The following is a 23,559-nucleotide window of genomic DNA, read 5'->3' as shown; positions in this document are numbered from 1 at the left end:
GGCATTGGGCGACCGAGCCCGCCTCACGGAGTGAGGCCATGAACAGGGGCACTCCCATGCTTGGCCGGTTCAGGCATGGCTATGTCGCTCCTGCCGCACTGCTGGTCGCCGGGTTGCTCTACGTGCCCTTCCTGTGGACTGCGTACCTGAGCTTCACCAAATACGACGGGCTCGCGCCGCCCGAGTGGGTCGGCCTGCGTAACTTCGGCAAGCTGCTCGACGACCCCGCCCTGCTTACCGCCCTGGGCAACACGCTCATCTGGGTGGTCGGCACGATGGCGCTGCCGGTCGGGCTCGGCCTGCTGGTGGCGGTGCTGTCGTACGACCTCAAGGGCGGCGTCTGGTACCGGGTGCCGTTCATGCTGCCCTACGCGCTCAGCGGCGCCGGGCTGGCCATGGTCTGGAGCCCGATCCTCTCGCACGACGGCATCGCGAACATCCTGCTCGGCGTCGACACCGCCTTCCTGCAGAAGGCGCCGCACAACACGATCGCCATGCTGCTGGTCTGGACCTGGCAGCAGCTCGGCGTCAACACGCTGCTGTTCGTGGTGGGGCTGCAGTCCATCCCCAAGGCGCCGATCGAGGCCGCGCGGCTCGACGGGGCCTCCGGGTGGCAGCTGTTCCGGCATGTCATCTGGCCGCTGATGGCGCCACTCACCGCGGTCGTGGTGGGGCTGGCGCTGGTGGCGAGCCTGAAGACGTTCGACATCGTCTGGGTGCTGACGCAGGGTGGTCCTGGGCGAAACTCCGAGACGCTCGCGGTGACCATGTACAAGGACACGTTCGTGGCCAGCGACTACGGCTACGGCGCCTCGGTCGCGGTGATGCTCACCGTGGTCACGGGGCTGGCGTCCTACCTCTACCTCAGGAGGCAGGTGCGATGATCCGGCGTGCCGTACTCATCGTGCTCGGCCTGATCTGGCTGGGCCCGACCTACCTGCTGCTCGTCAACGCCGCGCGGCCCGCGGCGTCGTACGACCCGTCGAAGGCGTGGCAGCCGTCCGGCAGCTTCGCGCTGTTCGACAACATCGCCCGGGCCTTCGACAGCGCGAACCTGTCGGACAGCCTGGCCAGCACCGCGCTCTACAGCATCGTGTCGCCCACGCTCGGCGTGCTCATCGGGGCGCTGGCCGGCTACACGATCGTGGTGCTCCGGCTGCGGCACGGATTCTGGTGGTTCCTGCTCATCTTCGGCGGCACGATCTTCCCGTCGCAGATGCTGCTGGTGCCGCTGTTCGTGGGTTACAGCGATCTCGGCCTGTACGACACCAGGGGCGGCCTGCTCCTGGTCTACACGGCGATCAACGTGCCGTTGGCCGCTTTCGTGCTGCGTAACTTCTACAGTGGAGTGGCGTTCTCGATCTTCGAGGCGGCCCGCATGGACGGCGCCACCACCTGGCGGATCTTCTGGCGCATCTACCTGCCGCTGTCGGTCAGCGCGCTGGCGGCCGTGTTCATCCTCGAGTTCACCTTCATCTGGAACGACCTCATCTTCGGCCTGACACTCACGCAGACCGAGGACGTACGGCCGGTGATGACCGCGCTGGCCGGACTGATGACCGACGTCTACGCGGGCACCCCGGTGCCCGTGGGCCTCGCGGCGGGGCTCACGGTCTCGCTGCCGACGGTCCTGCTGTTCCTCGCCACCCAGCGGCTGTTCGCCCGTGGCCTTTCTCTAGGGAGTGTTTGATGACCAGCCGGTTGCTGCAGCGGAGCCTCGGCTCGCCGGACTACGACGGGATCAGGCAGGCGCTGCGCAACGACACCTCGACCGCGGTGATCGGCGTGCGCGGCGTGGAGGTGCGTGTCGCGGTGCTGCCGCTGTTCACCCATGACGGCCGGCAGGCGGTCAGGGTGACGAGCACCGTGCCGTTGACGCACGTGCTGGTGGGCGAGGACAGCGCCTCCGGCACCGACGTCACGCTGCTCGTGCCCGAGGTGACCACGCCCCGCGTGCTGACCCTGGAGTCGCGCGACGACGCCGGGCTCATCGGCTCCGCGGAGATCACGATCACTCCGCAGCGCAAGTGGAGCGTGTTCGTCGTCCACCACTCTCACCTCGACATCGGCTACACCGACCCGCAGGGCACGGTGCTCCGCCACCACCTCGACTACCTCGACGCGGCCCTCCGGCTGGCCGAGGAGACCGCCTCCTGGCCGGACGACGCCAGGTTCCGGTGGTCGGTCGAGTCGTCGATGCCGGCGCTGAAGTGGCTCGATGCCCGGCCCGCCGACCAGGTCGCCAAGTTCGCCGCGCTGGCCCGCGCCGGCGTCATCGAGGTGACCGCGCTGCCGTTCCAGCTGCACACTGAAGCCTGCTCGACCGAGGAGCTCTACCGGCAGCTCCGCTTCACCACGCGGCTCCAGGAGAAGTACGGCTTCGCCACCAAGTCGGCCATGCACACCGACGTGCCCGGCGCGGTCGTCGGCGTGATCGACGCGCTGAACGCCGCGGGGGTGCGCTACCTCGCCGCGGCGCACAACTGGGCGGGGCGGTCCGTGCCGTACCTGCACGGGGGTGACAAGCTGACCCGGCCCTTCCGGTGGCGGGCGCCGAGCGGCAAGGAGGTGATCGTCTGGTTCACCGACACGCCCCACGGCATGGCGTACATGGAGGGCAATACCGTCGGGCTCACCGACTCCTACGAGCTGGCCGACGACCTGCTGCCGCGCTACCTGTCGGCGCTGGCCTCGCGCGGCTACCCCTACGGGCCCGGCACGTTCGGCTGGCAGGGTCCGGACGCGCCGCGTGAGCCGTACGAGCTGGACGTGCTGCACCTGCGGGTCCAGGGCGCGCACGCCGACAACGCCGGACCCTCGATCGTGCCCGCCTCCATCGCGCGCAAGTGGAACGAGCAGTGGGCCTTCCCCCGGCTGCGGTCCGCGGTCAACAGCGACTTCTTCGAGCACGTGGAAGAGCGCTACCACGACCGCCTGGCCGTACACGAGGGCGACTGGACCGACTGGTGGGCCGACGGGCTCGGCTCCGGCGCACGGCCACTCGGATACGTACGGCGGGCGCAGTCCGCGCTGCGCATCGCCGAGACGCTGCACACGATCGCCGGCGCCGACGCGACCGAGCAGATCGACGAGGCATACGACAAGGTGGCGCTGTTCAACGAGCACACCTGGGGCGCGGCCAACCCCTGGGAGGACGCCGAGGAGGCGGGCGACTCGGGCGGCCTGCAGTGGACCCGCAAGTCGTCGGGCGCCTACGACGCCCAGGACGACGCGGCCGACCTGCTGCACGCCGCCGCCCGCCGGTTCGGCGCCGCGCTCTCCGACGGCGGTGTGCTTTCGGGGGGCGGCGCGCTCTCCGACGGTGGTGTGGCCGATGCGTCGGCGCTCACGTCCTTCGCCGTCTTCAATCCCGGGACGGCGAGCAGGACCGACGTCGTCCGCGCGTTCCTCCCCCGGGACGTGGTCCCGGCGGACGTGCCGATCGCCCTCGTGGACGCGCGCACCGGCGAGACGATCCCGCACCACGAGGAGCTCGTGGACCCGGCCGACTGGCCGACCCGGCCGATCGGGCGGCACCTGCACGCCGTGGTGCCGGAGGTTCCCGGCTACGGCTACGCGCGGATCGACGTCGTCAGGGGTGAGGCCCAGGCGGCCGAGCCGGTCGAGCTCGACCTGGGCGGGGTGATCGAGAACGAGTTCTACCGGGTCGGCTACGACGTCCGCGAAGGCGTCATCCGCTCGATCTTCGACAAGGCGGCCGGGCGGGAGCTGGTCAACGACAATGCCGCCGCCGGCTTCGGACAGTACGTCTACGACCGCTACGCCACCGCCCCGCACTTCAACCACCTGTCCGGGCACATCGGGGCGCACGACCGCACCCTGCTCGGCGACCGGGCGATCGGCAGGAACGCCACCATCGTCAAGGCGCAGCGGACCGCCGTGGGCGAGAAGCTGGTCGTCGAGCTGCAGGGCAAGGGCGTCGACTGGCTGCGCACCACGATCGAGCTGCACAACGGCGTCGCCCGGCTCGACCTGACCTACCAGCTGGCCAAGCAGGGCACGCCCGCCAAGGAGGCCGTCTTCCTGGCCTTCCCGTTCGCCTCGGGCCCCGCGACGGCCTGGGAGCTGACCGGCGGCGTCGGCGGGCCGGACGTGCCACGGGTGCCGGGTTCCGCCGAGTACATGCTGCCGATCAGGCACTGGATCGCCTTCGAGGACCCCGAGCTGACCGTCGCCTGGGCCACGCTGGAGGCGCCGCTGGTGCAGCTGGGCACCATCCACATGCCGTACGCGCCGTTCCCGCCGACGCTGGACGAGGAGCCGGGCACGGTCTACTCCTGGGCGCTGAACAACATCTGGGACACCAACTTCCCCGCCCAGCAACAGGGGGAGACCACGTTCCGCTACTCGATCATGTCGGCCCCGGGCATCGAGGGCAGGCGGCTGGGCGCGCGGGCGGCGGCCGGGCTGACGGATCAGTTCGTCGGCGCGCTGCTCACCAGCGCGCCGGACGCGGCCAAGTCGTTCGTCTCGGTCGACCACCCCGACGTGCTGGTCACCTCGCTCGGGCAGAACGGCGACAACGAGATCGTGGTCCGGCTGCAGTCGCTGGCCGCCGAGCCGGTCGAGGCGACGGTCCGGCTGCCAGGACTCCGGCGCGCTCTGGTGAGCGCCGGTCTGGAGCGGGAGCTGCGGCCCCTGGAGGTCTCAGGGGAATCGGTCAAGGTACGGCTGCCCGCGTGCGGTGTGGCCGCTATTTGGGGGACGTGCGAGTGAAGATCGTTGACATCCGGGCCACCACGGTCGCCGTTCCGCTGGAGGCGCCACTCCGGCACAGTAACGGCGCCCACTGGGGCCGGTTCGTCCGCACGATCGTCGAGGTCGAGGCCGACAACGGGCTGATCGGCCTGGGGGAGATGGGCGGGGGTGGGGAGAGCGCCGAGGCGGCGTTCCGGGCGCTCCTGCCGTACCTGAAGGGTCATGATCCGTTCCAGCTGGAGGCGCTACGGTTCAAGATCGCCAACCCGACCGCGTCGCTCTACAACAACCGCACCCAGCTCCTTGCGGCCATCGAGTTCGCCTGTATCGACCTGATCGGGCAGCATCTCGGCGTGCCCGCGAGCGACCTGCTCGGCGGGCGGCTGCGCGACACCGTGCCGTTCGCCTCCTACCTGTTCTTCCGCTACGCGGCGGAGGGATACGCCGAGGTACGCACGCCGGACCAGCTCGTCGAGCACACCAGGCAGCTCAAGGCGGCCCACGGGTTCACCGTGCACAAGCTCAAGGGCGGGGTGTTCCCGCCCGACTTCGAGCTGGAGTGCTACCGGGCGCTGGCGGCGGCCTTCCCCGACGACCGGCTCCGTTACGACCCGAACGCGGTGCTGTCGGTGGCCGAGGGCCTGCGGTTCGGGCGGGCCATCGAGGAACTGAACAACGAATACCTGGAGGATCCGGTCTGGGGGCTCGAAGGGCTCAGGGCCATCCGCGAGCAGGTCCGGGTGCCGTTGGCGACGAACACCGTCGTGGTCAACTTCGAGCAGCTCGCCTCCAACGTGCTGCGCCGGGCCGCGGACGTGGTGCTGCTGGACACCACGTTCTGGGGTGGGATCCGGCCGTGCGTCAAGGCGGCAGGGGTGTGCGAGACCTTCCAGCTCGGGGTGGCCGTGCACTCCTCCGGAGAGCTGGGCATCCAGCTGGCGACCATGCTGCATCTCGGCGCGGTCCTGCCCAACCTCACGTACGCGGCCGACGCCCACTACCACCAGCTGCGCGACGACGTGATCGAGGGCGGCAAGCTGTCGTACGCCGACGGGGCCATAGCGGTGCCGACCGGGCCGGGGCTGGGCGTCCGGCTCGACAAGGACCGGGTCGCCCGCTACGCCGAGCTCTACCAGGAGCTGGGCGGATACCCCTACGACCGGGACCCGGGGCGGCCCGGCTGGTACGCCCAGGTGCCGAACGAACGCTTCGCCGACCCGACCGTATCCCTGGAAGTCAGCACATAGGAAAAGAATCGTCCTTGTTCGCGTGAGTCTGCTTCTGCTGCCCCGGGCCCTGAACCAGGGTGGGGGTACTCACGCGAACAAGGAGGAAACGTGCGGCTCATCAGCAGCGTCGTGGCGGCCCTCTGCACCGTGGTCGTCCCGGCCATGAGCGCGTCCGCGACACCAAGCGGCAGATGCGCCGGTGGCCGGCTCTGCCTGTACGCCGGCTCCGACTACAACCGGGGGACCGAGGACTACTGGCGCGACTTCGTCGCCGACGACTCCGACCTGAGCGACGACACCTGGCTCGACCGGGACCACGGCAGCACCCGGCACAGCATGGCCGACGAGACGAGCTCGTTCAGTAACCGGATCGGCTGCGGCACCACGCTGTGGCAGCACCCCTACTTCACCGGGGCGCACAGCACGTTCATCGCGAACGAGAGCGACGACTACTTCGCCGACGACAGCGTCAGCTCAGTCGACATCTGGTGTCGCTGACCATGGACGGCGAAGCCGGGCTCCGGAGCGGGCGACCGGCGACCGGCCGCGGTAGTGCTCTGGGGCGACCGGCGACCAGCTGCCAGAGAGCGCTGCCATCCCCACCCGCCGCCGCCCTCTGGGTCGCCGCGTCGTTGCTGCTGGTCGTCACGGCCTGCGCGGCCGCGCCGCGCCCGGAGGAGCCCTCCGTCTCCTCTGTGGCTTCGGTTGCCGATCTCATGCTTCCGTTCGACGCCTACAAGCCCACCCCGGAGCAGCGCGTCCTGCTGGCCAACGCCCAGGCCAAGCTGGTCGCGCGGTGCATGCGCCGCCACGGCGTCTCGGCGGCCCCGCCCATGGTCGCGGTGGCCGCCGTCAAGGCCGGCGATCCGGGCAACACCCGCCGCTACGGCGTCGCCGACCCGGCACAGGCCGCGCTCACCGGCTACCACCTGTCCCGCTCGGACTCGCACGGCAGACCGCCCCAGTGGGAGGCCAACCTCTCCAAAACCGCCAGAACCCACTTGTACGGCGACACCGCCGACTCAGGCTGCATGAGCCGCGCCGCAGCCGTCCTGACCCGAGGCGCCGAGCCGGCCGACTGGCCCTGGCTCGCTGTCCAGGACGCCGAGACCCTTGAGAAGGCCGCCACGTATCCGGCCGTCGTCCAGGCCGCCACCAGCTGGCGAGCCTGCATGGTCAAGGCCGGATACGCCTACTCCACCGCCGAGGCCGCCATCGCCGACGCCCGCTGGAACCTGGACCAGCCCATGGTCACCGCCGAGGAGAAGCGCACCGCCACGGCCGACACCAGGTGCAAGTGGGAGTCGGGGCTGGTGGCGGCCTGGTTCGCCGCCGACTCCGCCCTTCAGCGGAAGATCGTCGTCGGCAATCCGGACCGTTTCGCCGCCCTCCGCGCCAACCTCAGCAGCCGCCTGGCGCGCGCGTCCAAGGTCTTCCAGGAGACCCGCTGACCACTACCGCCTGTCGACGCCTGGCGGTCGGGCCAGCCGTTGTACCGCGCGCACCACGCTGGCGCGACGCCGGGCGTGCTCTGTCGCATCCTCGTCGTCGGCACCGGTGAGCATGCGGGCGAGTTGGGGCGCCGAAACCCACCACGCGGACAGCCCGATGACCATGAACGCCAGATGATCGGGGTCGAGGTCGTCGTCGAGGATCCCGGCGCGCTGGGCGGCGGCGTAGGCCCGCGTCTTGTCCTGGTAGAAGGCGGCGCGCTGCGCCTCGTCGGCCACGGGGCCACCGGCCAGGCCCTCCCACAGCAGCAGGCGGACGAGATGGGGATGCGCCACGTGGTAGTCGAAGTTGCGCCCGACGAACTCGCCGATGTTCTCGAAATCACCCGGGGGCGGCCCCACCGTCTCGGCGAGTTTCTTGAGCTCGTCGGTCAGCACCGTCTCGAACAGGGCCTGCTTGTCGCCGAAGTACTTGTACAGGCGTTCCTTGTTGATCCCGGCCCGCTCGGCGATGCGGGCCATGGTCGTGCCGTCCGGTCCGCGCTCGGCGAACTCGACCGTCGCCGCTTCCTTGAGCCGCCGCCGCGTCCCCTCGGTGTCCCACGCCATGGCGACATCCTAGCGCCACCCCATCCGCAACGTTGCGGTTGGAGTTTGCCCCCGCTAGCATCAAAAGCAACCGCACCGTTGGAGATGCAATTCAGATGAAAGGTACGGACATGGCAGGCAGCCTTCCCGGTGGGACTCTCACGCTCGCCGACGACCTCACCATCACCCGCATGGGCTACGGCGCCATGCAGCTGGCCGGGCCCGGCGTCTTCGGGCCGCCCAAGGACCGCGACGCGGCCGTCGCGGTGCTGCGCGAGGCCGTCGAGCAGGGCATCACCCACATCGACACCAGCGACTTCTACGGGCCCTTCGTCGTCAACGAGATCATCAAGGAGGCCCTGCACCCCTACCCGGCGGACCTGCGCATCGTCACCAAGGTCGGCGCTCGCCGTGGCCCGGACGGCAGCTGGAATCACGCACTGGAGCCCGAGGACCTCAAGGCCCAGGTCCGCGAGAACCTCCAGCGCCTCGCCCTGGACACCCTTGACGTCGTCAACCTGCGCCTGGCCGAAGGAGGCGCCGGCGAGGAGTCGCTCGCGGAACCGTTCGGCGCCCTGGCCGAGTTGCAGCGGGAGGGCCTGATCCGCCACCTTGGTCTCAGCGCCGCCTCCGGGGCCCAGCTCACCGAGGCGCAGGCCATCGCACCCGTCGTCACCGTGCAGAACCTCTACAACCTCGCCAACCGGCAGGACGACGCTCTCGTCGACCGATGCGCGGCCGAGAACATCGCCTACGCCGCGTTCTTCCCCCTGGGCGGCTTCACCCCGCTCCAGTCCGAGACGCTCACGAACGTGGCCGCCCGCCTGGACGCCTCACCGCAGCAGGTCGCCCTGGCCTGGCTGCTGCGGCGCTCACCCACGATGGTCCTCATCCCCGGGACCTCGTCCGTGGCCCACCTCCGCGAGAACATCGCCGCGGCGAGCCTGGTCCTCCCGGCCGACGCGATCGAGGAGCTCGACGCCATCGGCGCCTGAGGACTTGCCAGAATTACTCGCATGAGTTAAAAATTACTCATGCAAGTAAGGAAGGAAGACTCCGTCACGACCTCCGCCCGCCGGGCGCAGATCGTGGCGGCCACGATCGAGACGATCGCCGACCTGGGCTACCACCAGGCGTCCTTCGCCCGCATCGCGGAGCGGGCCGGGCTCAGCAGTACGCGGCTGATCTCGTACCACTTCGATGGCAAGGACGACCTGATGGGCCAGGCGATTGTCACGATCTACGAGGGAATCGCCACGTTCATGACCGAGCGGGTCAGCGCTCAGACCAGCCCCGGCGCCGCGCTGGACACCTACATCCGCTCGCTGATCGGGTTCATCCGGGACCACCGCCGTGAGATGCGCGCGGCCACCGAGATCTTCCTGAACTTCCGGCCGGAGAAGGGGACCACCGCGCAGGAGGCGGCCGTGGACCCGGCCTCGCTGGGGCACATCGAGCGGTTGCTGTTCTGGGGGCAGGAGTCGGGCGAGTTCCGCCGGTTCAACACCCGTGTGATGGCGATGGCCATCCAGCGGGCCATGGACGGCCTGCCGTTCCTGCTGGAGGGCGACCCCGGCGCGGACCTCGACGTGTACGCGGATGAGCTGGTCGAGCTCTTCCGCCTGGCGACCCGGGCCACGCCGTGAGCTCTCGCGCCAAGACGTTGCTGCTCGTCCTCGTCGACATGGCCCTGCCCATCGGCCTCTATTACGTACTGCGCGCGATGGACGTGAGCTATCACTCCGCGCTGCTGATCAGCTCCCTGCTCCCCGGCCTGAGCGTGGTCGCCAGCCTGGTGCGCCGCCGCCGGCCTGACGGGCTCGGCCTGTTCATGACGGCCATGATGGTCGGCAGCGCGGCCGTCTCCCTGCTCGTCCACGACCCCCGCTTCCTGCTGGCCAAGGACGGCTGGATCACCGCCATCTCGGGCCTGTGGTTCCTGGCCAGCGTCCGAGGCCGGCAGCCGCTGGCCTTCGCCTTCACCCGCTTCGTCCTGGAAGGCCGTATCGGTCCCCTCAAGGGGGGAGACGGCTCGGGCCGCGAGTCCTGGGACGTCCTGTGGGAGCGGCTGCCCGCCTTCCGCCGGATCTGGCGGGTGGCGACGGTCATCTGGGGCATCGGCCTGCTGGCCGACGCCGCCGTCCGCGTGACCATGGCCTACACCTTGCCGCCCGACGTCGTCCCCGGCCTGGGCGGTCTGCAGTACGGCGTCTTCATGGTGCTGATGCAGGTCGTGATGGCGTGCTACCTCGTCCCCACCGGCCTGTACAACCGCTGGTCCCCGCTTTACTTACCGCTCAAGGAGACCCCGGCGTGATTCCCGCCCAAGGAGAGACCCGCGTGACCGCCCCCCGCACCCTGGCCGTCCCTCGCATCCTGGCCGTGCTCGGCGCGGCCGCCGCCGCCCTGGCCGTCTGGGCGGTCGTCCACGTCCTCGCCGGCGTCGAGCTGGCCTCGACCTCCGGAGAGGTGACCGCGGTCTCCGTGATCGTCGCCGCCCTGGTCGCCGGCCTGGCCGGCTGGGGCCTCCTGGCCGTGCTCGAACGCGTCACGGAACGGCCGCGCGCGATCTGGACCTGGATCGCCGCCGTGTTCCTCATCATGTCCCTGGCCGGCCCACTCACGATGGGCACCACCGGTGCGGCCAAGGCATCACTGGCCGCGCTGCACGTGGTCACCGCGGCCGTCCTCATCGTCCTCCTACCGCGCCGACGCACGCGCTAGGCCTGCTCGGGCAGCGCGGCCGGGTTCCGGGCGAGCAGCCCACCATCCACCCGGTGCTCAGCCCCGGTGATGAACGACGACCGCGGCCCGGCCAGGAACGCCACCAGCTCAGCCACCTCCTCCGGCCTGCCCACCCGGCCGAGGGGGTGCGCCCGGCCCCACTCCGCCACCTGCTCCTCCTGCGACAGCCCGCCACGCCACAGGTCGGCGGCCCAGCGCAGCATCGGTGTGTCGACCGAGCCGGGGCAGACCACGTTCACCCGGATGCCGTCGGCCGCGTGGTCGAGCGCCATCGCCCTGGTCAGGCCGTTCAGCGCGGCCTTGCTTGCGGTGTAGGCGGCCACCTGCGCCTGCGACGCGAACGCCTGCACCGACGACATCACCACGATCGAGCCGCCGCCGCGCGCCCGCAGCCTGGGGATAGCGGCCTTGCAGGCCAGATAGACGCCCTTGAGGTTGATGTCGAGCACCTCGTCCCAGACGTCCTCCGGCGTGTCCTCGACCGTGCCGTAGCGCTGCACGCCCGCGCACGTCACCACGATGTCGAGCCCGCCGTACTTGGCCACGGCCAGGTCGACCAGGTCTCGCATGTCGCCCGCTCGCCGTACGTCCGCGACCCGCCCGGTCACGTGCTCGCTGTCGAGCTCCGCCCCCTGGTCAGCCCCGCAGAACACCACGGACGCCCCGCCGTCGGCCAGCCGGTCGACCACCGCCCGCCCGATGCCCATCGAACCGCCCGTCACCAGTGCGACTTTCCCGTCGAACTCACTCACGTCAAAACCTCCGCGCGCAACCTCAGCACCTTCGTCTCGTGTGGGCCCAGGGTGAGCGCCGTGCCGTTCGCCACCGCCTCGGCCAGCCCGTTGGTGGGCATGCTGGAGAACGGTTCGAGCCCGACCGTGTAAGCCCGCCCCCACCAGGGATAGTCGGTGGTCGCACCGACCTCCTGCCACATCCACAGGTACGGCAGGAGCGTCGCATCCCACTCCACACGAATACCCACATGCCCGGAAATTTCGTACCAGCCCTCGGTAAATCCGGTCAGGTAGACGATCTCGCTCGGCGACCCGGGCTCCGGCACCACGCTCAGATCCGTCTCGCCGCCACCGTCGGCGGGCACCACGGGCCACTCCCACGGCCCGCCCGCCTTGACCCGGCGGCCGTGGGCGTCGATGGCGCTCTCGTGCGGGATGACCGTCACGCCCGGCGGCAGCCGTACGCGGGCGCCCGGCTTGAGGAACGGTCGGCCGTACACGATGTGCTGCCCCCACATGGCGTGCAGCTCGACGCCGGACTCGTTGGTCGCGCGCCCCTCGATCTCCAGCGCGGCCGTCCCCGCCGCCAGCCGGAACGTCTTCTCGATCCGGTACGGCAGGCGCCGGGTGCGCACGCTGAGCCGTACCGCGACCTCCTGCTCGGAGTCGGCCACGACCTCGGCCTGCCACGGCAGCCCGGCGACCTCCCCGTGCTGCGCCAGCCGGGCGCCGCGGTATTCGCTGGGCGCGCCGCCGTTGGGGAAGATCTCCTGCCAGCCGCCCTCGTAGTGGTCGATGAACTGGGCGACGTCGTCGGCGGCGCCCTGGAGGTGGTCGTGCGGGTCGCGCAGCCCCTGCGGCGAGAGCCAGACGAAGTCAGTGTCGGTTGGCTTGTGCAGAAATTCGATGACATCGCCGCCCTTGTCGGGCACGACTGTCACGCGGAGCCGTTCGTTCTCCAGCACGACCGCCCGCAGCCCGTCGATCACGACGTGCCGCAGGCGAGCCGCCCAGTTCCGTGTACTCACCCGAAAGTCACATCGATGAAGCGCGGCCGGTAGATCGAGGAGTCCCGGTAGTGGTCGGTGTTGACGAAGCTGTTGACGTTGTAGGAGACGACGAGTCCGTTGCCCGCCACGTCGGGGTGCGCGTGGGCGTTGTAGGTGAAGATGTTCCCGTTCGTCTCGGGGGTGGTGTAGACGGCCTGCTTGCCGGTGAACGGGCCGAACGGCGAGCACGAGGTGTAGGCCACGATGTGCGAGCTCAGGACCTCGGTCGTGTCATGGGTGATCAGTACGTAGCCGTTGCCCACCTTGGTGACGCTGTACTCGTTGGCCACGCCGCTCATGATCCGGGCCGAGTCGGCCTCGTTGCTCGACCAGGTGCCGTCGGCCTTGAGGTACTGCCACTGTCCGAGCAGGCTCTGGCCGGGCACCCTGGCGATGTGCATGTACTTGGGCGAGCCGAGATCCTCCACCCCGTAAACGTAGGTGTAGCCGCCGTCCTTGAGGATCCCGGAGGCCCAGGACACGCCGGCCGACGACGGCAGGTCGGTCACGCTGATCGGCTGGTCGAGCCGGCTCTGCGCGAACCTGGCCACCACGTTCCGGTGCCAGCGCCAGTCCCACGCGCCGGTGCCGTAGCGCTCGTACTCCTGGTAGGTCACCTCCACGATGCCGCCCGCCAAGGTGGCGTCGCCGGCCCAGTACCAGTGGTTCTGGTCGCGCGGGGGCATTACCGCGGTCGGCTTCGCGGTGGTGCCGGCGTGGATCGTGGAGAGCCGACCGTCGCGCTCCACGGCGAAGGAGTTGTTCAGGAAGACGGTCGTGCCGCCCTCTTCGACCACCGGCGGGCGGCTGCCGTCAGGGTTGATCTTGCCCAGGAAGGTGTCGGAGAAGACCCACACCTCTTTCCCGCTGGGCAGCTTCAGCGAGTAGGTGCCGTCGGCGCCGGTCCAGTCGTCCAGGCGGCTGTTGTCGTTGCCGTACGCGGTGAACAGGCTGGTCAGCCTCGCGTCCACGGACGCGCCCCGCACCGTCGGCCCGCATGTCGCACGGGTGGTGGCCTGCTGCGTCGTGGCGGCGGAGACGGACGGCACCGGCTTGGGCGGTGCGGCCAGCGCCTGCTGGGGCACGGCCGCGAGGCTCAGCAATCCGATGGCGAGGGGGATGAGGGCGGACCGGAATCGCGTCATCACACGTCCTAAGGGAGGGGGGTTCCCTACAGTTCTAGTCATTTGATCACTTTGTGTCTAGAGCCTCACGGGGCAATGATCCAAATGTTGTGGAAGGCGTGGTTTCCGGGGTTTCGTAGCCATCTTGTGGCTTTTTCCGGGCATGACGTGAGGATGATCGGGTAACCCGCCCCCATGTCCTTTGCGCGCTACGAGGGATGGCTGCTGGCCGGGCGCTACCGGTTGCTGTCCGAGCTGGGCCGGGGCGGCATGGGCAGGGTCTGGCGGGCTCATGACGAGCTCCTGGATCGCCAGGTCGCGGTCAAAGAGGTCACCATCGTCGGCCCGCAGCACGAGGAACTGATCGGCCGGACGATGCGGGAGGCCCGCATCGCCGCCCGGCTGAGCCATCCGCACATTGCGGCCATCTATGACGTGGTGCTGGTCGACGAGCGCCCGTGGATCGTCATGCAGCTCGTCCCCGCCCGCAGCCTCGCCCAGGTGATCGCCGAACAGGGTCCGCTGCCCGTGGCCACCGTCACCCGCATCGGCCTGGAACTCCTGGACGCCCTGCGCGCCGCGCACGCCGCCGGGGTGCTGCATCGCGACATCAAGCCCGCCAACATCCTGCTCACCGACGACGGGCACGCGGTCCTGACCGACTTCGGCCTGGCCACCACCGTGGACGACGAGTCCCGGGGCGCCCGGACGAGCATGGTCGTCGGCACACCCGCCTACATCGCTCCCGAACGGGCCGGCGGCGACCCGTCCACACCACAGGCCGACCTGTGGTCACTGGGTGCCACCTTGTACACGGCTGTGGAGGGCCACTCACCCTTCGGCCGCAGCACCGAGACGGCCACGCTGACCGCGATACTGACCACCACCGCCTATCCGTTCAACCTGGCCGGCCCGCTCGCTCCGGTCATCGCCGGCCTGCTGGACAAGGACCCCGACCAGCGCAGCGACGTGGCCCGCGCCCACGACCAACTCCGGCGAGTGGCCACCCGAAGCGAGCCGGCCCTCGCGGCGCTGTCGTACTCGGCGGGCCGCGCCGCGTACGCGCCGGATGAGCCCCACCATCCGCACCCGAGATTGCACCCGCGCCCGCGCTCGTCGAAGAGAGCGCGAGGGCTGGTGCGCTGGTCGGGAGCGATGCCACGGTCAGGGACGATGCCACGATCAGGGACGATGTCACTGTCAGGCTCGACGCCAGGGTGGGTAGCGATGCCACAGTCGGGCGTGATGTGGCGGTCCGGCATGGTCCGGCGGTCAGGCGTGGTCCGACAGTCGGAAGCAGCGCGGCGCTCGGCGGCGCTGCGGCGGTCAGAGGCGATGCGGCGGCTGATCACCGAGCGCTGGCGCGAGACCGCCTTGATCGCCGCCTTGATCGCCAGCGTGATAGCCACCGGCTCCTGGTGGAACACCGTTCCCAGCAGCCCAGCTCGAAGCACACCAGCCGACATCGCACCCGATGTCGCACCCGCCCTGGCATTCGACCTGACCAGCATCCCGCAGGTCCACGCCGTGTCCCGCCAGCGACTCACGGACACATCCGACGGCCGCGAACGAGCCGACACCCGCCTCAACCCGGCCCCGGCCACCTCCTCCAGCAAGACCGCCGCCGCGCTGAAGAAGGCGGAGAAAGCAGCCAGGAAAGCAGCTCAGAAGGCAGCCAAGCAGGCGGCCAAGCTCGCCAAGACCCACGGCAACAAGCACTGACCGGCCTAACCCCGGTCAGCCGCGCCGTGAGTCAGTCTGCTTCGGGTGCCCGGTCCCCGCACGGGTGATCCACAAGGTGCGGCCCTCGTCGTCGATCGCGTACCATACGCGGCCCCCCGATGTGGCTTCGTACTGCCATTGCTCCAGCGAGTCGCCGCCCACCTTCACGATGCCCAGAGCGCCTTTGAGGGGGTGCTGGCGACTGTCCACATGTCGTGGATCACTGGTGATGGCGACCCAGGCCCGGTCGAGGTTCTCCCGGGCTTGGGCGAGTAGATGCCCCCAACCTTCGGCGGCGCGTCAGTCGGCGAACCGTACCCGCCATGGGTGAGGCCGGGGAACATCGGCACCGCGGCCTGCCATCATGACTCGCTGGTCGGCGGGGGGACTTCTGGCCCATCGCCGGGGAAGGGGCCTTGGAGCTCGCGGGCGAGTTGCGGATCGCTCCAGACGACGGCCGTAGATCGCCAGGAGGCCAGCGCGCGGCCGAAGGGCAGCAGTTCGCCCGTGTCCGCTCCCGCGATCAGGTGGTCCAGCAGTTCACGTACGCATTCACTGCGCTCGGCGTCGGGCAGCCAGGTGACCCAGGGAAGTTCCTCGGCAAGAACCTCCTCGGCCAGGCCGACGTTACGGCGAGCGACGATGGCCAGCGCACGTGCGGCGATGCGCAAGCTGGCGGTTCCCGCCTCGAAACGCTCCGCGCGCATCAAGATGAGGTCCTCGTCGTCGCGCCGCTCAAGGATGACGTCGGAGTTGTCCAGCGAGGGAAGGATCTTCGAGGGGCCACGAAGAAAAGCGCTGTACGAAAACCTCTTCGTCTCCATGGGTGCAGTGTATCTGAAGTAGTTCAGATATGACGTGCCGGCCCTGCTGAGGTGCCCAATCGCCCTGGCGTGAAACACCGTCCCCGGCCGCCGCGCCGGGCGGCCTCGCATCCATCTCATGGGCTGTCCTCTTTCTGGATCAGGGGATGAAGGGGCTTGCCTCGCAGGGATGCCATGAACGGTTCGGGCCTGTCGCCGGTCCATGACGTCGATGAGATCCGGGTGATGTTCACCTCGCGACCGAGGGCCCGCTCGGCTGTCCGCGCCGCGTCATAGAGCTCGTCCTCATCGGCTGACCCCACGATGAGGACATCGACGTCTTGGGGCGGTGGTCCCGGCTGGTTCGCGTGTCGAGCGGCCCAGGAGCCGTAGATGTACGCCTCGTCGATACCGGAGATGGGCCGGAGCAGTGGGGGCAGTACGGCGGCCGGACCGAAGGTCACGATCAGCAGATCGGTGAGGGGTTTCGCGATGATCGTGTCCATGTCGGCGCGGATCAGGCGAAGGTTGCCATGCCGCCTTTCCCGGGTCAGGCCGGCCGCGGCGAATCGGTCCGCTTCTCGGCTCACCGTCGACTGCGACGTTCCGGTCCATGCGGCGAGATCGGTGGTTGAGTACTCCTTCTCCGGGTGGAGGTACAACCAGGCGAGCAGCTCACCGACAGCGTTGGAGCGAAGGAGAGGCAACAGCAGGGGCGAGGTTGGCCTCATAGATGCATACTACTATGCATCTATAGCAAGTCCAACACTCTATGTGATCGACACGGCGCATACCGTCACGTCCGAAGAACCGTGCGAAGCGCCGCCAGGCCGGGGGAGTAAAAGGAGGTGCTGTTCTGAGTTCTCGGTAGGTACCCTGCGCGGGGGAATTGCGAAGGGAATCGCCGTGGCGCACGTCGAAGTAGGACATCTGACATACGTACTGCCCGACGGGCGGCCGTTGCTCGACGACGTGTCCTTCCGGATCGGCGAAGGCGTCAAGGCCGCGCTGGTCGGGCCCAACGGGGCGGGCAAGACCACGTTGATGCGGCTCGTCGCCGGGGACCTGCAGCCGGTGGCGGGGAGTGTGGCCAGTTCCGGTGGGCTGGGGGTGATGCGGCAGTTCATCGGCAGCGTGCGTGATGGGAGCACGGTGCATGATCTGCTGCTCAGCGTCGCTCCGCCGGCCGTGCGGGAGGCGGCCGAGCGGCTGGAGCGGGCCGAGCTGGTGATGATGGAGCGCGACGACGAGAAGGCGCAGATGCGCTACGCGCAGGCCATCACCGACTACACCGACGCCGGTGGCTACGACATCGAGGTGCTCTGGGACACGTGTACGGTGGCCGCGCTCGGCGTGCCGTACGACAACGTGAAATATCGGGATGTGGCGACGTTGTCCGGCGGCGAGCAGAAGCGGCTCGTGCTCGAAGCGCTGCTTCGTGGACCGGACCAGACGCTGCTGCTCGACGAGCCCGACAACTACCTCGACGTGCCGGGCAAGGAATGGCTGGAGCAGGCGCTCAGGGAGACTCCCAAGACGGTCCTGCTGGTCAGCCACGACCGGCAGCTGCTGGCCAACGCGGCCGACCGGATCGTCACCGTCGAGTCCGGAAATATCTGGATCCATGGTGGTGGGTTCGCCACGTACGCGGAGGCCCGTAAGGCCCGCAACGAGCGCCTCGACGAGCTGCGCAGGCGCTGGGACGAGGAGCACGCCAAGCTCAAGGCCCTGGTCATCATGCTGAAGAACAAGGCCAGGTACAACGACGGCATGGCCCCCGCCTACCATGCGGCTCAGACACGGCTGCGCAGGTTCGAGGAGGCGGGGCCGCCCGAGGAGGCCCCCGCCGACCAGAACATCAAAATGCGCCTCAAAGGCGGTCGCACGGGCAAGCGCGCGGTCATCTGCGAGGGGCTGGAGCTGACCGGCCTGATGCGGCCGTTCGACCTGGAGGTCTGGTACGCCGAGCGCATCGCCGTGCTCGGCTCCAACGGCTCGGGCAAATCCCACTTCCTGCGGCTGCTCGCGGGCGAGCAGATCGGCCACTCCGGCGTCGCCAGACTCGGCGCCCGCGTGGTCCCGGGTCACTTCGCCCAGACGCACGCCCGGCCCGACCTGCTGGGTCGCTCGCCGGTGGAGATCGTCATGACCGAGCACGCCAGGCTGAAGAACGAGGCGATGAAGGTCCTGGCCCGCTACGAACTGGCCGGGCAGATCGCGGAGCAGCGGTTCGACACGCTCTCGGGCGGTCAGCAGGCGCGGCTGCAGATCCTGCTGCTGGAGCTGTCCGGCGCGACGCTGCTGCTGCTCGACGAGCCGACCGACAACCTCGACCTGGCCAGCGCCGAAGCGCTCCAAGCGGGTCTGGACGCGTTCGCGGGCACGGTGGTGGCGGTCACGCACGACCGCTGGTTCGCGGCGGATTTCGATCGCTTCCTGGTGTTCGGCGCGGATGGCACCGTTTACGAGGCTTCCGAACCGGTCTGGGATGAGGCCAGGGTCGTCCGTCCCCGCTGAACGCGTTAAAGAGCTCCATAAAGAGTTGGTACGGCAGGCGCGTGTCCCGCCCCTGCCGTGCCCATAGACCGGCTATCACGGCAAAGTGATCCCGCGTAGCCGAACCGTCAGCCTCCTCGCACTCGGGGCGATCTGCCTAGCCGGGTGCTCCAGCGAGGAACCGTCCAAACAGCAGCTCAAGCCCCTCGTCCTCAAGGAGCAGGTGTCGAACGTCGTCAAGTCGTCCGACGGCTACGCCGTGAACTGGGCAGGAATCCTCACCAACGCCAACCCGTGGCACTTCGGCGAGCACGTCGTGGCGACGATCGTCGGGCGTGACGCCGCCGGCACCGAGGTGGTCCGGATGGACCAGTCGCTCGACGCCGTGCCGCCGGGCGGCTCGCTGGCCTTCACCGGCCAGGTCAACGCGCCCCAGAAGCCGGCCAAGGTGACCATCGACTATCGCCCCGCCCAGTGGCGGCCGGCCGCTCGCATCGCGTCGGCGTTCAAGGAGTTTCCCGTTTCGCGGGTGCAGACGCTCCGGCAAAAGGACCGTTCTTATCTTATTACCGGCTATGTCGACAATCCCTATCAGCTGCCCGCAAGTAGCCTGGTGGTGAACGTGTTGCTGCGCGACAAGGCGGGCAAACTGCTCGGCGGCGGCAGTACGTTCGTCGACGACGTGAAGGCGGGCAGCCCACCGCGCTTCATCCTGACCGTGAGCGGCCTGCCCGCCGACAGCGTGGTGGCCAAGACCGATGTAACGGCCCGGACCTGGGGTTCGACCGGACGGCCCTTCGAGGACCTGGCGCTGGGCGGCGCGGTGCCGCTGCACACGATCAAGCCGACCACCGAGCCGTTCGCGATAGACCGCGGCAGTCAGGCCATGACCGAGCACCAGCAGTGAATTGCTCATCAAATATCAATCAAATAAGCCGATAAATCGGGCAGGGCGGCGCCATTTGCTGCGGACCAGCCAAGCGCACCGGCTTTCTTCCGCGGAGTGTCGTCAGCAAGGGCTTCATTCCCACAGAAGGAGTGGAACTACTAGTTACTAATCCATTACCTTCAGTCATATGAATGACCACGTCCTGGTCGAGTCACTCCGCGCCCGTGACCCGGCTGCCCTCGCCGCGCTCTACGACGCCTACGCCGAGGGCATCCACAGATACTGCTGGTCCCTTCTCCTCAGCTCCGACGGCGCCCAGGTGGCGCTCCGCGACACGATGATCGCGGCGGAGGCCCACGCCGGCTCCCTGGCCGATCCCGGCCGCCTGCGCCCATGGCTGTACGCCCTGGCCCGCGCCGAATGCCTGCGACGGCGGATGGCCGAGCCGCCGAACGCCGACGAGGCCCTGGCGCAGGCTCCGCCCCCGGACAATCCGGCCGACGCCGACCTGCGCGTCGTGGCCTGGAACGCGATCCAGAGCCTGTCCCACGACGACCGTGAGGTGCTGGAGCTGTCGGCCAGGCACGAGCTGCCCACCCCGGAGCTCGCCGCGGTGCTGGGGGTCGCGGCGCGCCACGTCGAGGCGGCCCAGGAGGAGGCGCGCGAACGACTGCGTGACGCGATCACGGCGGAGCTCCTGGCCAGGAAGAGCCCCTACGACTGCGCGGCACGGGCCGGCATCCTCACGGGCTTCTCGGGCAGGCTGACGCCCGAGACGCGCGCGCGGCTGGTCGGGCACCTCGCGGGCTGTCTGACCTGCTCTCCCCACCGCACGCGCCAGGTGTCGGCGGCCAAGGTCTTCGAGCTGCTGCCCCGGATCCCGCTGCCGGAGTCGCTCGCGGTCAGGGTGATGAGCTGTTTCGCCGACCCCGAGCTCCAGCCCTACCGCCGCTACGTGGCCCGGCGCTCGGGGGCGCTCGACGCCGCCGGGTTTCCCGTTGCCCCGCGCAAGAACGCTCGGAGGTGGCCTCAGGCGCTGGCTGGCGCGATGGCGGCGGCCGCGACCGTGGTGGCGATAATGATGATCTTCCAGCAGTTCGGCCGGATCGAGGGTGGAGTGCCGGGCATCGCGTCCGCCGCCTTCCCCGCGCCGGGCGAGCCGCCCGGCATCAGGCTGCCCTGGCAGCCCGAGCCCCAGGACCCGCGGATCAGCGTCGAGCCCATCCTGGACAGCACGGCGACCGTCCCGCTGGGCGCCCTGCCCCCGACGGCGACGCCGTCGACGGGCACCGTGCCCACCATCGGCGACCCGGCGAGCTCCGCCCCGTCCAGGGCCCCCGAGACGCCCGAGCCCCAGCCCGACCAGGTCACCCCCACCCCCGACCACCAGTCCGCCGAGCCCGGGGAGCCGGGCGCGCACCCGGGCAGGGAGCCGGACAAGCAGCCCGGCAGACATCCGCACAAGCATTCCCGCACACCCCGCCCCAACGACCTCCCGACGCCCGCCGCGACACCGACCCAGACACCGGTCGCCCCGCCGATCGTCACACCGGCCCAGACGCCGGCCCAGACACCCGGCCAGACGCCGGCACAGACGCCGACCGCGACGCCGCCCGCCACCGTCCCGGCCGGCTGAGGCCTCTGCATGGAGGCGTACCAACTGCGCGAGGACCCTCAACTGGGCTGCCGGGTCTGTCCTCTGCCGGTCAGCGAGGAGCGGGCCGAGCTGATGGCCAGGAGCCATCACGTCGCCTGGCCCACCTGGCTCGATCAGGGCCCCCGCATGCTCCGGGACGTCCTCGAACTGTGCCGCCTGCGCACCGCCCGCGGCCTCGCCGTCCTGTCCTGGCTCTCCGGGAGCGAGCCGCCCGGCGGCCCGCCCGCCGAGCTCGGCTGGCTCTGGTCCTCGCGCCGCCTGACCGGTCAGCGCCAGGAGCGCCTGTACGCGGCCGCCGCCGCGGTGCCGGAGCCCGTGCTCGGCCTCGTACTCGCCAACTGGACCTGGGCGCTCGGCACCTGCCACGGCGGCCGGGTCGCCGCCCCCTACCTGGCGGGCACCGCCTACCCTGGCGACGGGTCGGTGGCCGCCGCCGCCACGATGACCCTTTACCAGACCTTCGACCGCCATCCGGAGTCCCGCCCGGCCATCGCGGCCGCCTGGGCCGCGGCTCGGGCGGGCGCCGACTGGTGCCGGGCGGCCGAGCTGCACGCCGCCTACGGGACGCAGACGCCGGTCTTCACCTATCCCCGGGGTACGAGCCCGATCCCGGTGGGTGTGCGGCCGTGGATAGAGCGCCTGTTCCGCCTGCGTTGACGATGTTACGAAAGTGACCAGGATTACACAGAGTGACAGGCGGGAACTGTGTGCACTATGCACGCCATCAGAGCCGGACTCATGGCAGTCTGCCTGGTCGTCACCCTGTGCCCGCCGGCCGACGCGGCTCCCGGGCCGTCCCGTCGGAAGGTGATGCAGGCCCGCCACGCCGTACGGGATCGTACGCGGCAACTGGGCACCGCGAGCGCGCGGCTCGCCGAGGCTCAGTCACGGCTCGACGACCTGGCGGCCGGGGCGGAGCGGCTGGTGGAGGCGTACAACGGGGAGCTCGTCCACCTCGAACGCGCCAGGCGGGCCCGCGACCAGGCGCAGGCCCGGCTGGCGCTGGCCGACGCCGAGGTGGAGAAGGCCCGCGCGCCCGTCGCGCTGCTGGCGGCGCAGGGCTACAGCGGGCTCGACATGATCACGCCGATGCTCGGCATGATGACCGACATTGGCGACACCGACGGCTTCCTGCACCGGGCGAGCGTCCTGGAGCAGCTCAGCGGCGAGCAGGGCGCGGTGCTCGACCGGATGCGCGACGCCCAGGAGGTCTCCGCCATCCTGCGGAGCGCGGCGGCCGACGCGTACAGCGAGCACGAGGCCGTGTCCGAGCGCGCCAGGCAGGCGAAGGTCGCCGCGGAGGCGGCCGTCGCCGCGCAGAAGCGTGAGACCAGAGGGCTGGAGGCCGAGCGCGTCGCGTGGCAGCGGCGGGTCGACGCCGCGCGCACCCACGCGAACCTGCTGGCCAGGCAGCGGGAGGCGGCGCTGGCGCAGGCGCGCCTCAGCCACGGGCTGCTCGCGTCCGGTTCGCTCATGGGCGACGTCGCGGCCAACTGGGCGCTGACCCAGCTCGGCAAGCCGTACGTGTGGGCGGCCGACGGCCCGGACAGCTTCGACTGCTCGGGCCTGACCATGCGAGCCTGGGAGCAGGCAGGCGTCGGCATGGACCACTGGACCGGCACGCAGTGGACCTCGGGTCCGCACGTGCCGCTCGACCAGTTGCGCCGCGGCGACCTGCTGTTCTTCGGCTACGTCACCAGCGACCCGAGCACGATCCACCACGTCGGCATGTACGTGGGCAACGGGCTGATGGTGCACGCGCCACAGACCGGCGACGTGGTGCGGGTCGCCTCCATGTGGCGAGGAGACCTGGTGGGTGCCACCCGGCCTCAGTGACCTACTCAGCTATGGCCTTCGTCTTTGGCGCGCTGGAAGGAGCGCTTGATCTCGACCTCGGCCTCCATCCGGCCCACCCAGTTGGCGCCCTCGACGGACTTGCCGGGCTCCAGGTCCTTGTAGACCTCGAAGAAGTGCTGGATCTCCAGCCGGTCGAACTCCGGCACGTGATGAATGTCGCGAATGTGCTCCATCCGCGGGTCGGTGGCCGGGACGCACAGGACCTTGTCGTCGCCGCCCTTCTCGTCCGTCATCCGGAACATCCCCACCGCGCGGCAGCTGATGTAACAGCCCGGGAAGGTCGGCTCCTGGAGCAGCACCAGCGCGTCGAGCGGGTCGCCGTCCTCGCCGAGGGTGTGCTCGATGAAGCCGTAGTCGGCGGGGTACTGCGTAGAGGTGAACAGCAGCCGGTCAAGCCTGATGCGACCGGTTTCGTGGTCCACTTCATACTTGTTCCGTTGTCCCTTGGGAATCTCAACGACAACGTCGAACTCCACCGCGGTTCCTCCGCTCACGC

23 protein-coding genes are annotated in these 23,559 nt (G+C 69.8%); 16 read left to right on the top strand and 7 right to left on the bottom strand.

The genetic code is table 11. The annotated features are described in order from the left end of the window. Nucleotides 1-38: 38 nt before the first annotated feature. From AB0L53_RS28240 to AB0L53_RS28215, 6 genes are all read left to right on the top strand, one after another. Nucleotides 39-884 carry a sugar ABC transporter permease gene (locus tag AB0L53_RS28240; protein WP_363999754.1) on the top strand — a complete coding sequence of 282 codons (846 nt, stop codon included), beginning with the start codon at nucleotides 39-41 and terminating at the stop codon, nucleotides 882-884. Further along, entirely contained in the window at nucleotides 881-1,690 is an 810-nt protein-coding gene (locus AB0L53_RS28235; RefSeq protein ID WP_358533646.1) for a carbohydrate ABC transporter permease, read from the top strand. The genes AB0L53_RS28240 and AB0L53_RS28235 overlap by 4 nt, the downstream gene beginning before the upstream one ends. Continuing rightward, nucleotides 1,690-4,737 carry a hypothetical protein gene (locus AB0L53_RS28230; protein ID WP_363999751.1) on the top strand — a complete coding sequence of 1,016 codons (3,048 nt, stop codon included), beginning with the start codon at nucleotides 1,690-1,692 and terminating at the stop codon, nucleotides 4,735-4,737. The genes AB0L53_RS28235 and AB0L53_RS28230 overlap by 1 nt, the downstream gene beginning before the upstream one ends. Then, the gene (locus tag AB0L53_RS28225; protein ID WP_363999748.1) at nucleotides 4,734-5,966 is read left to right on the top strand and encodes an enolase C-terminal domain-like protein; all 1,233 of its coding nucleotides are present in this window, start codon (nucleotides 4,734-4,736) and stop codon (nucleotides 5,964-5,966) included. Before AB0L53_RS28230 ends, AB0L53_RS28225 begins: the two co-directional genes overlap by 4 nt. Nucleotides 5,967-6,056: 90 nt before the next feature. Beyond that, nucleotides 6,057-6,446, top strand: a complete 390-nt coding sequence (locus AB0L53_RS28220) for a peptidase inhibitor family I36 protein (protein ID WP_363999745.1) — start codon at nucleotides 6,057-6,059, stop codon at nucleotides 6,444-6,446. After that, complete coding sequence (locus AB0L53_RS28215; RefSeq protein WP_363999742.1) at nucleotides 6,437-7,399, top strand: hypothetical protein; 963 nt, start codon at nucleotides 6,437-6,439, stop codon at nucleotides 7,397-7,399. Before AB0L53_RS28220 ends, AB0L53_RS28215 begins: the two co-directional genes overlap by 10 nt. A 3-nt stretch (nucleotides 7,400-7,402) precedes the next feature. Here AB0L53_RS28215 and AB0L53_RS28210 read toward each other — a convergent pair whose 3' ends face one another. Beyond that, nucleotides 7,403-8,008 (bottom strand): TetR family transcriptional regulator, encoded by a 606-nt coding sequence (locus AB0L53_RS28210; RefSeq protein ID WP_363999739.1) that lies wholly within the window; start codon nucleotides 8,006-8,008, stop codon nucleotides 7,403-7,405. Between the two features lie 110 nt (nucleotides 8,009-8,118). Here AB0L53_RS28210 and AB0L53_RS28205 point away from each other — a divergent pair, with 110 nt between their 5' ends. The 4 genes from AB0L53_RS28205 to AB0L53_RS28190 are packed head-to-tail and all read left to right on the top strand — an operon-like array spanning nucleotide 8,119 to nucleotide 10,711. Beyond that, nucleotides 8,119-8,982, top strand: coding sequence for an oxidoreductase (locus AB0L53_RS28205; RefSeq protein WP_363999736.1), 864 nt, complete (start codon nucleotides 8,119-8,121; stop codon nucleotides 8,980-8,982). Nucleotides 8,983-9,021: 39 nt separating this feature from the next. Beyond that, a complete protein-coding gene (locus tag AB0L53_RS28200; RefSeq protein WP_358533625.1) occupies nucleotides 9,022-9,633 on the top strand; it encodes a TetR/AcrR family transcriptional regulator in 612 nt (203 codons plus the stop codon). Continuing rightward, entirely contained in the window at nucleotides 9,630-10,304 is a 675-nt protein-coding gene (locus AB0L53_RS28195) for a VC0807 family protein (RefSeq protein ID WP_363999733.1), read from the top strand. The genes AB0L53_RS28200 and AB0L53_RS28195 overlap by 4 nt, the downstream gene beginning before the upstream one ends. Before the next feature lie 23 nt (nucleotides 10,305-10,327). Further along, a complete protein-coding gene (locus AB0L53_RS28190) occupies nucleotides 10,328-10,711 on the top strand; it encodes a DUF6069 family protein (protein ID WP_363999730.1) in 384 nt (127 codons plus the stop codon). Here the strand turns inward: AB0L53_RS28190 and AB0L53_RS28185 are convergent. From AB0L53_RS28185 to AB0L53_RS28175, 3 genes are read right to left on the bottom strand one after another with little or no spacing between them, the layout of a single operon-like run. Further along, a complete protein-coding gene (locus AB0L53_RS28185) occupies nucleotides 10,708-11,484 on the bottom strand; it encodes an SDR family oxidoreductase (protein ID WP_363999727.1) in 777 nt (258 codons plus the stop codon). The two genes, AB0L53_RS28190 and AB0L53_RS28185, sit on opposite strands and share 4 nt — an antisense overlap. Next, entirely contained in the window at nucleotides 11,481-12,494 is a 1,014-nt protein-coding gene (locus tag AB0L53_RS28180) for a DUF4432 family protein (protein ID WP_363999724.1), read from the bottom strand. The genes AB0L53_RS28185 and AB0L53_RS28180 overlap by 4 nt, the downstream gene beginning before the upstream one ends. Continuing rightward, the gene (locus tag AB0L53_RS28175) at nucleotides 12,491-13,660 is read right to left on the bottom strand and encodes a DUF4185 domain-containing protein (protein ID WP_363999721.1); all 1,170 of its coding nucleotides are present in this window, start codon (nucleotides 13,658-13,660) and stop codon (nucleotides 12,491-12,493) included. Before AB0L53_RS28175 ends, AB0L53_RS28180 begins: the two co-directional genes overlap by 4 nt. Before the next feature lie 174 nt (nucleotides 13,661-13,834). Here AB0L53_RS28175 and AB0L53_RS28170 point away from each other — a divergent pair, with 174 nt between their 5' ends. Continuing rightward, nucleotides 13,835-15,361: a serine/threonine-protein kinase gene (locus tag AB0L53_RS28170; RefSeq protein WP_363999718.1), complete on the top strand. Its 1,527-nt coding sequence runs from the start codon at nucleotides 13,835-13,837 to the stop codon at nucleotides 15,359-15,361. 362 nt (nucleotides 15,362-15,723) lie between these two features. On the opposite strand, the gene AB0L53_RS28165 is transcribed toward AB0L53_RS28170, so the two are convergent. Both AB0L53_RS28165 and AB0L53_RS28160 read right to left on the bottom strand, forming a co-directional pair. Further along, nucleotides 15,724-16,185 carry a hypothetical protein gene (locus tag AB0L53_RS28165; protein WP_363999715.1) on the bottom strand — a complete coding sequence of 154 codons (462 nt, stop codon included), beginning with the start codon at nucleotides 16,183-16,185 and terminating at the stop codon, nucleotides 15,724-15,726. Between the two features lie 116 nt (nucleotides 16,186-16,301). Further along, a complete protein-coding gene (locus AB0L53_RS28160; RefSeq protein WP_363999712.1) occupies nucleotides 16,302-16,895 on the bottom strand; it encodes a hypothetical protein in 594 nt (197 codons plus the stop codon). A gap of 175 nt (nucleotides 16,896-17,070) precedes the next feature. Here AB0L53_RS28160 and AB0L53_RS28155 point away from each other — a divergent pair, with 175 nt between their 5' ends. From AB0L53_RS28155 to AB0L53_RS28135, 5 genes are all read left to right on the top strand, one after another. Next, complete coding sequence (locus AB0L53_RS28155) at nucleotides 17,071-18,681, top strand: ATP-binding cassette domain-containing protein (RefSeq protein WP_363999709.1); 1,611 nt, start codon at nucleotides 17,071-17,073, stop codon at nucleotides 18,679-18,681. A gap of 85 nt (nucleotides 18,682-18,766) precedes the next feature. Next, nucleotides 18,767-19,567: a hypothetical protein gene (locus tag AB0L53_RS28150; RefSeq protein WP_363999706.1), complete on the top strand. Its 801-nt coding sequence runs from the start codon at nucleotides 18,767-18,769 to the stop codon at nucleotides 19,565-19,567. Between the two features lie 169 nt (nucleotides 19,568-19,736). Beyond that, nucleotides 19,737-21,185: a sigma-70 family RNA polymerase sigma factor gene (locus AB0L53_RS28145; RefSeq protein ID WP_363999703.1), complete on the top strand. Its 1,449-nt coding sequence runs from the start codon at nucleotides 19,737-19,739 to the stop codon at nucleotides 21,183-21,185. Nucleotides 21,186-21,194: 9 nt separating this feature from the next. Next, on the top strand, nucleotides 21,195-21,863 hold the full coding sequence (locus AB0L53_RS28140) for a hypothetical protein (protein WP_357938768.1): 669 nt from the start codon (nucleotides 21,195-21,197) through the stop codon (nucleotides 21,861-21,863). A gap of 57 nt (nucleotides 21,864-21,920) precedes the next feature. Next, the gene (locus tag AB0L53_RS28135) at nucleotides 21,921-23,042 is read left to right on the top strand and encodes an NlpC/P60 family protein (protein ID WP_363999700.1); all 1,122 of its coding nucleotides are present in this window, start codon (nucleotides 21,921-21,923) and stop codon (nucleotides 23,040-23,042) included. Nucleotides 23,043-23,047: 5 nt separating this feature from the next. Here AB0L53_RS28135 and AB0L53_RS28130 read toward each other — a convergent pair whose 3' ends face one another. Beyond that, nucleotides 23,048-23,539, bottom strand: coding sequence for an inorganic diphosphatase (locus AB0L53_RS28130; RefSeq protein WP_225293326.1), 492 nt, complete (start codon nucleotides 23,537-23,539; stop codon nucleotides 23,048-23,050). Between the last annotated feature and the right edge of the window lie 20 nt (nucleotides 23,540-23,559).

The sequence above is a fragment of the Nonomuraea sp. NPDC052129 genome (genome assembly GCF_040680095.1).
Lineage (GTDB): Bacteria > Actinomycetota > Actinomycetes > Streptosporangiales > Streptosporangiaceae > Nonomuraea.
The sequence above is the reverse complement of the archived record's forward strand: the minus strand, read 5'-3'. Positions and strand labels throughout refer to the sequence as shown.

Bases quoted from the DNA above. Each gene is read 5' to 3' on its own strand.
- AB0L53_RS28240 (WP_363999754.1), top strand. From the start codon at position 39: ATGAACAGGGGCACTCCCATGCTTGGCCGGTTCAGGCATGGCTATGTC.
- AB0L53_RS28205 (WP_363999736.1), top strand. From the start codon at position 8,119: ATGGCAGGCAGCCTTCCCGGTGGGACTCTCACGCTCGCCGACGACCTC.
- AB0L53_RS28145 (WP_363999703.1), top strand. From the start codon at position 19,737: ATGAATGACCACGTCCTGGTCGAGTCACTCCGCGCCCGTGACCCGGCT.
- AB0L53_RS28200 (WP_358533625.1), top strand. From the start codon at position 9,022: ATGCAAGTAAGGAAGGAAGACTCCGTCACGACCTCCGCCCGCCGGGCG.
- AB0L53_RS28230 (WP_363999751.1), top strand. From the start codon at position 1,690: ATGACCAGCCGGTTGCTGCAGCGGAGCCTCGGCTCGCCGGACTACGAC.
- AB0L53_RS28235 (WP_358533646.1), top strand. From the start codon at position 881: ATGATCCGGCGTGCCGTACTCATCGTGCTCGGCCTGATCTGGCTGGGC.
- AB0L53_RS28140 (WP_357938768.1), top strand. From the start codon at position 21,195: ATGGAGGCGTACCAACTGCGCGAGGACCCTCAACTGGGCTGCCGGGTC.
- AB0L53_RS28175 (WP_363999721.1), bottom strand. From the start codon at position 13,660: ATGACGCGATTCCGGTCCGCCCTCATCCCCCTCGCCATCGGATTGCTG.
- AB0L53_RS28135 (WP_363999700.1), top strand. From the start codon at position 21,921: ATGCACGCCATCAGAGCCGGACTCATGGCAGTCTGCCTGGTCGTCACC.
- AB0L53_RS28170 (WP_363999718.1), top strand. From the start codon at position 13,835: ATGTCCTTTGCGCGCTACGAGGGATGGCTGCTGGCCGGGCGCTACCGG.
- AB0L53_RS28165 (WP_363999715.1), bottom strand. From the start codon at position 16,185: ATGGAGACGAAGAGGTTTTCGTACAGCGCTTTTCTTCGTGGCCCCTCG.
- AB0L53_RS28160 (WP_363999712.1), bottom strand. From the start codon at position 16,895: ATGAGGCCAACCTCGCCCCTGCTGTTGCCTCTCCTTCGCTCCAACGCT.
- AB0L53_RS28210 (WP_363999739.1), bottom strand. From the start codon at position 8,008: ATGGCGTGGGACACCGAGGGGACGCGGCGGCGGCTCAAGGAAGCGGCG.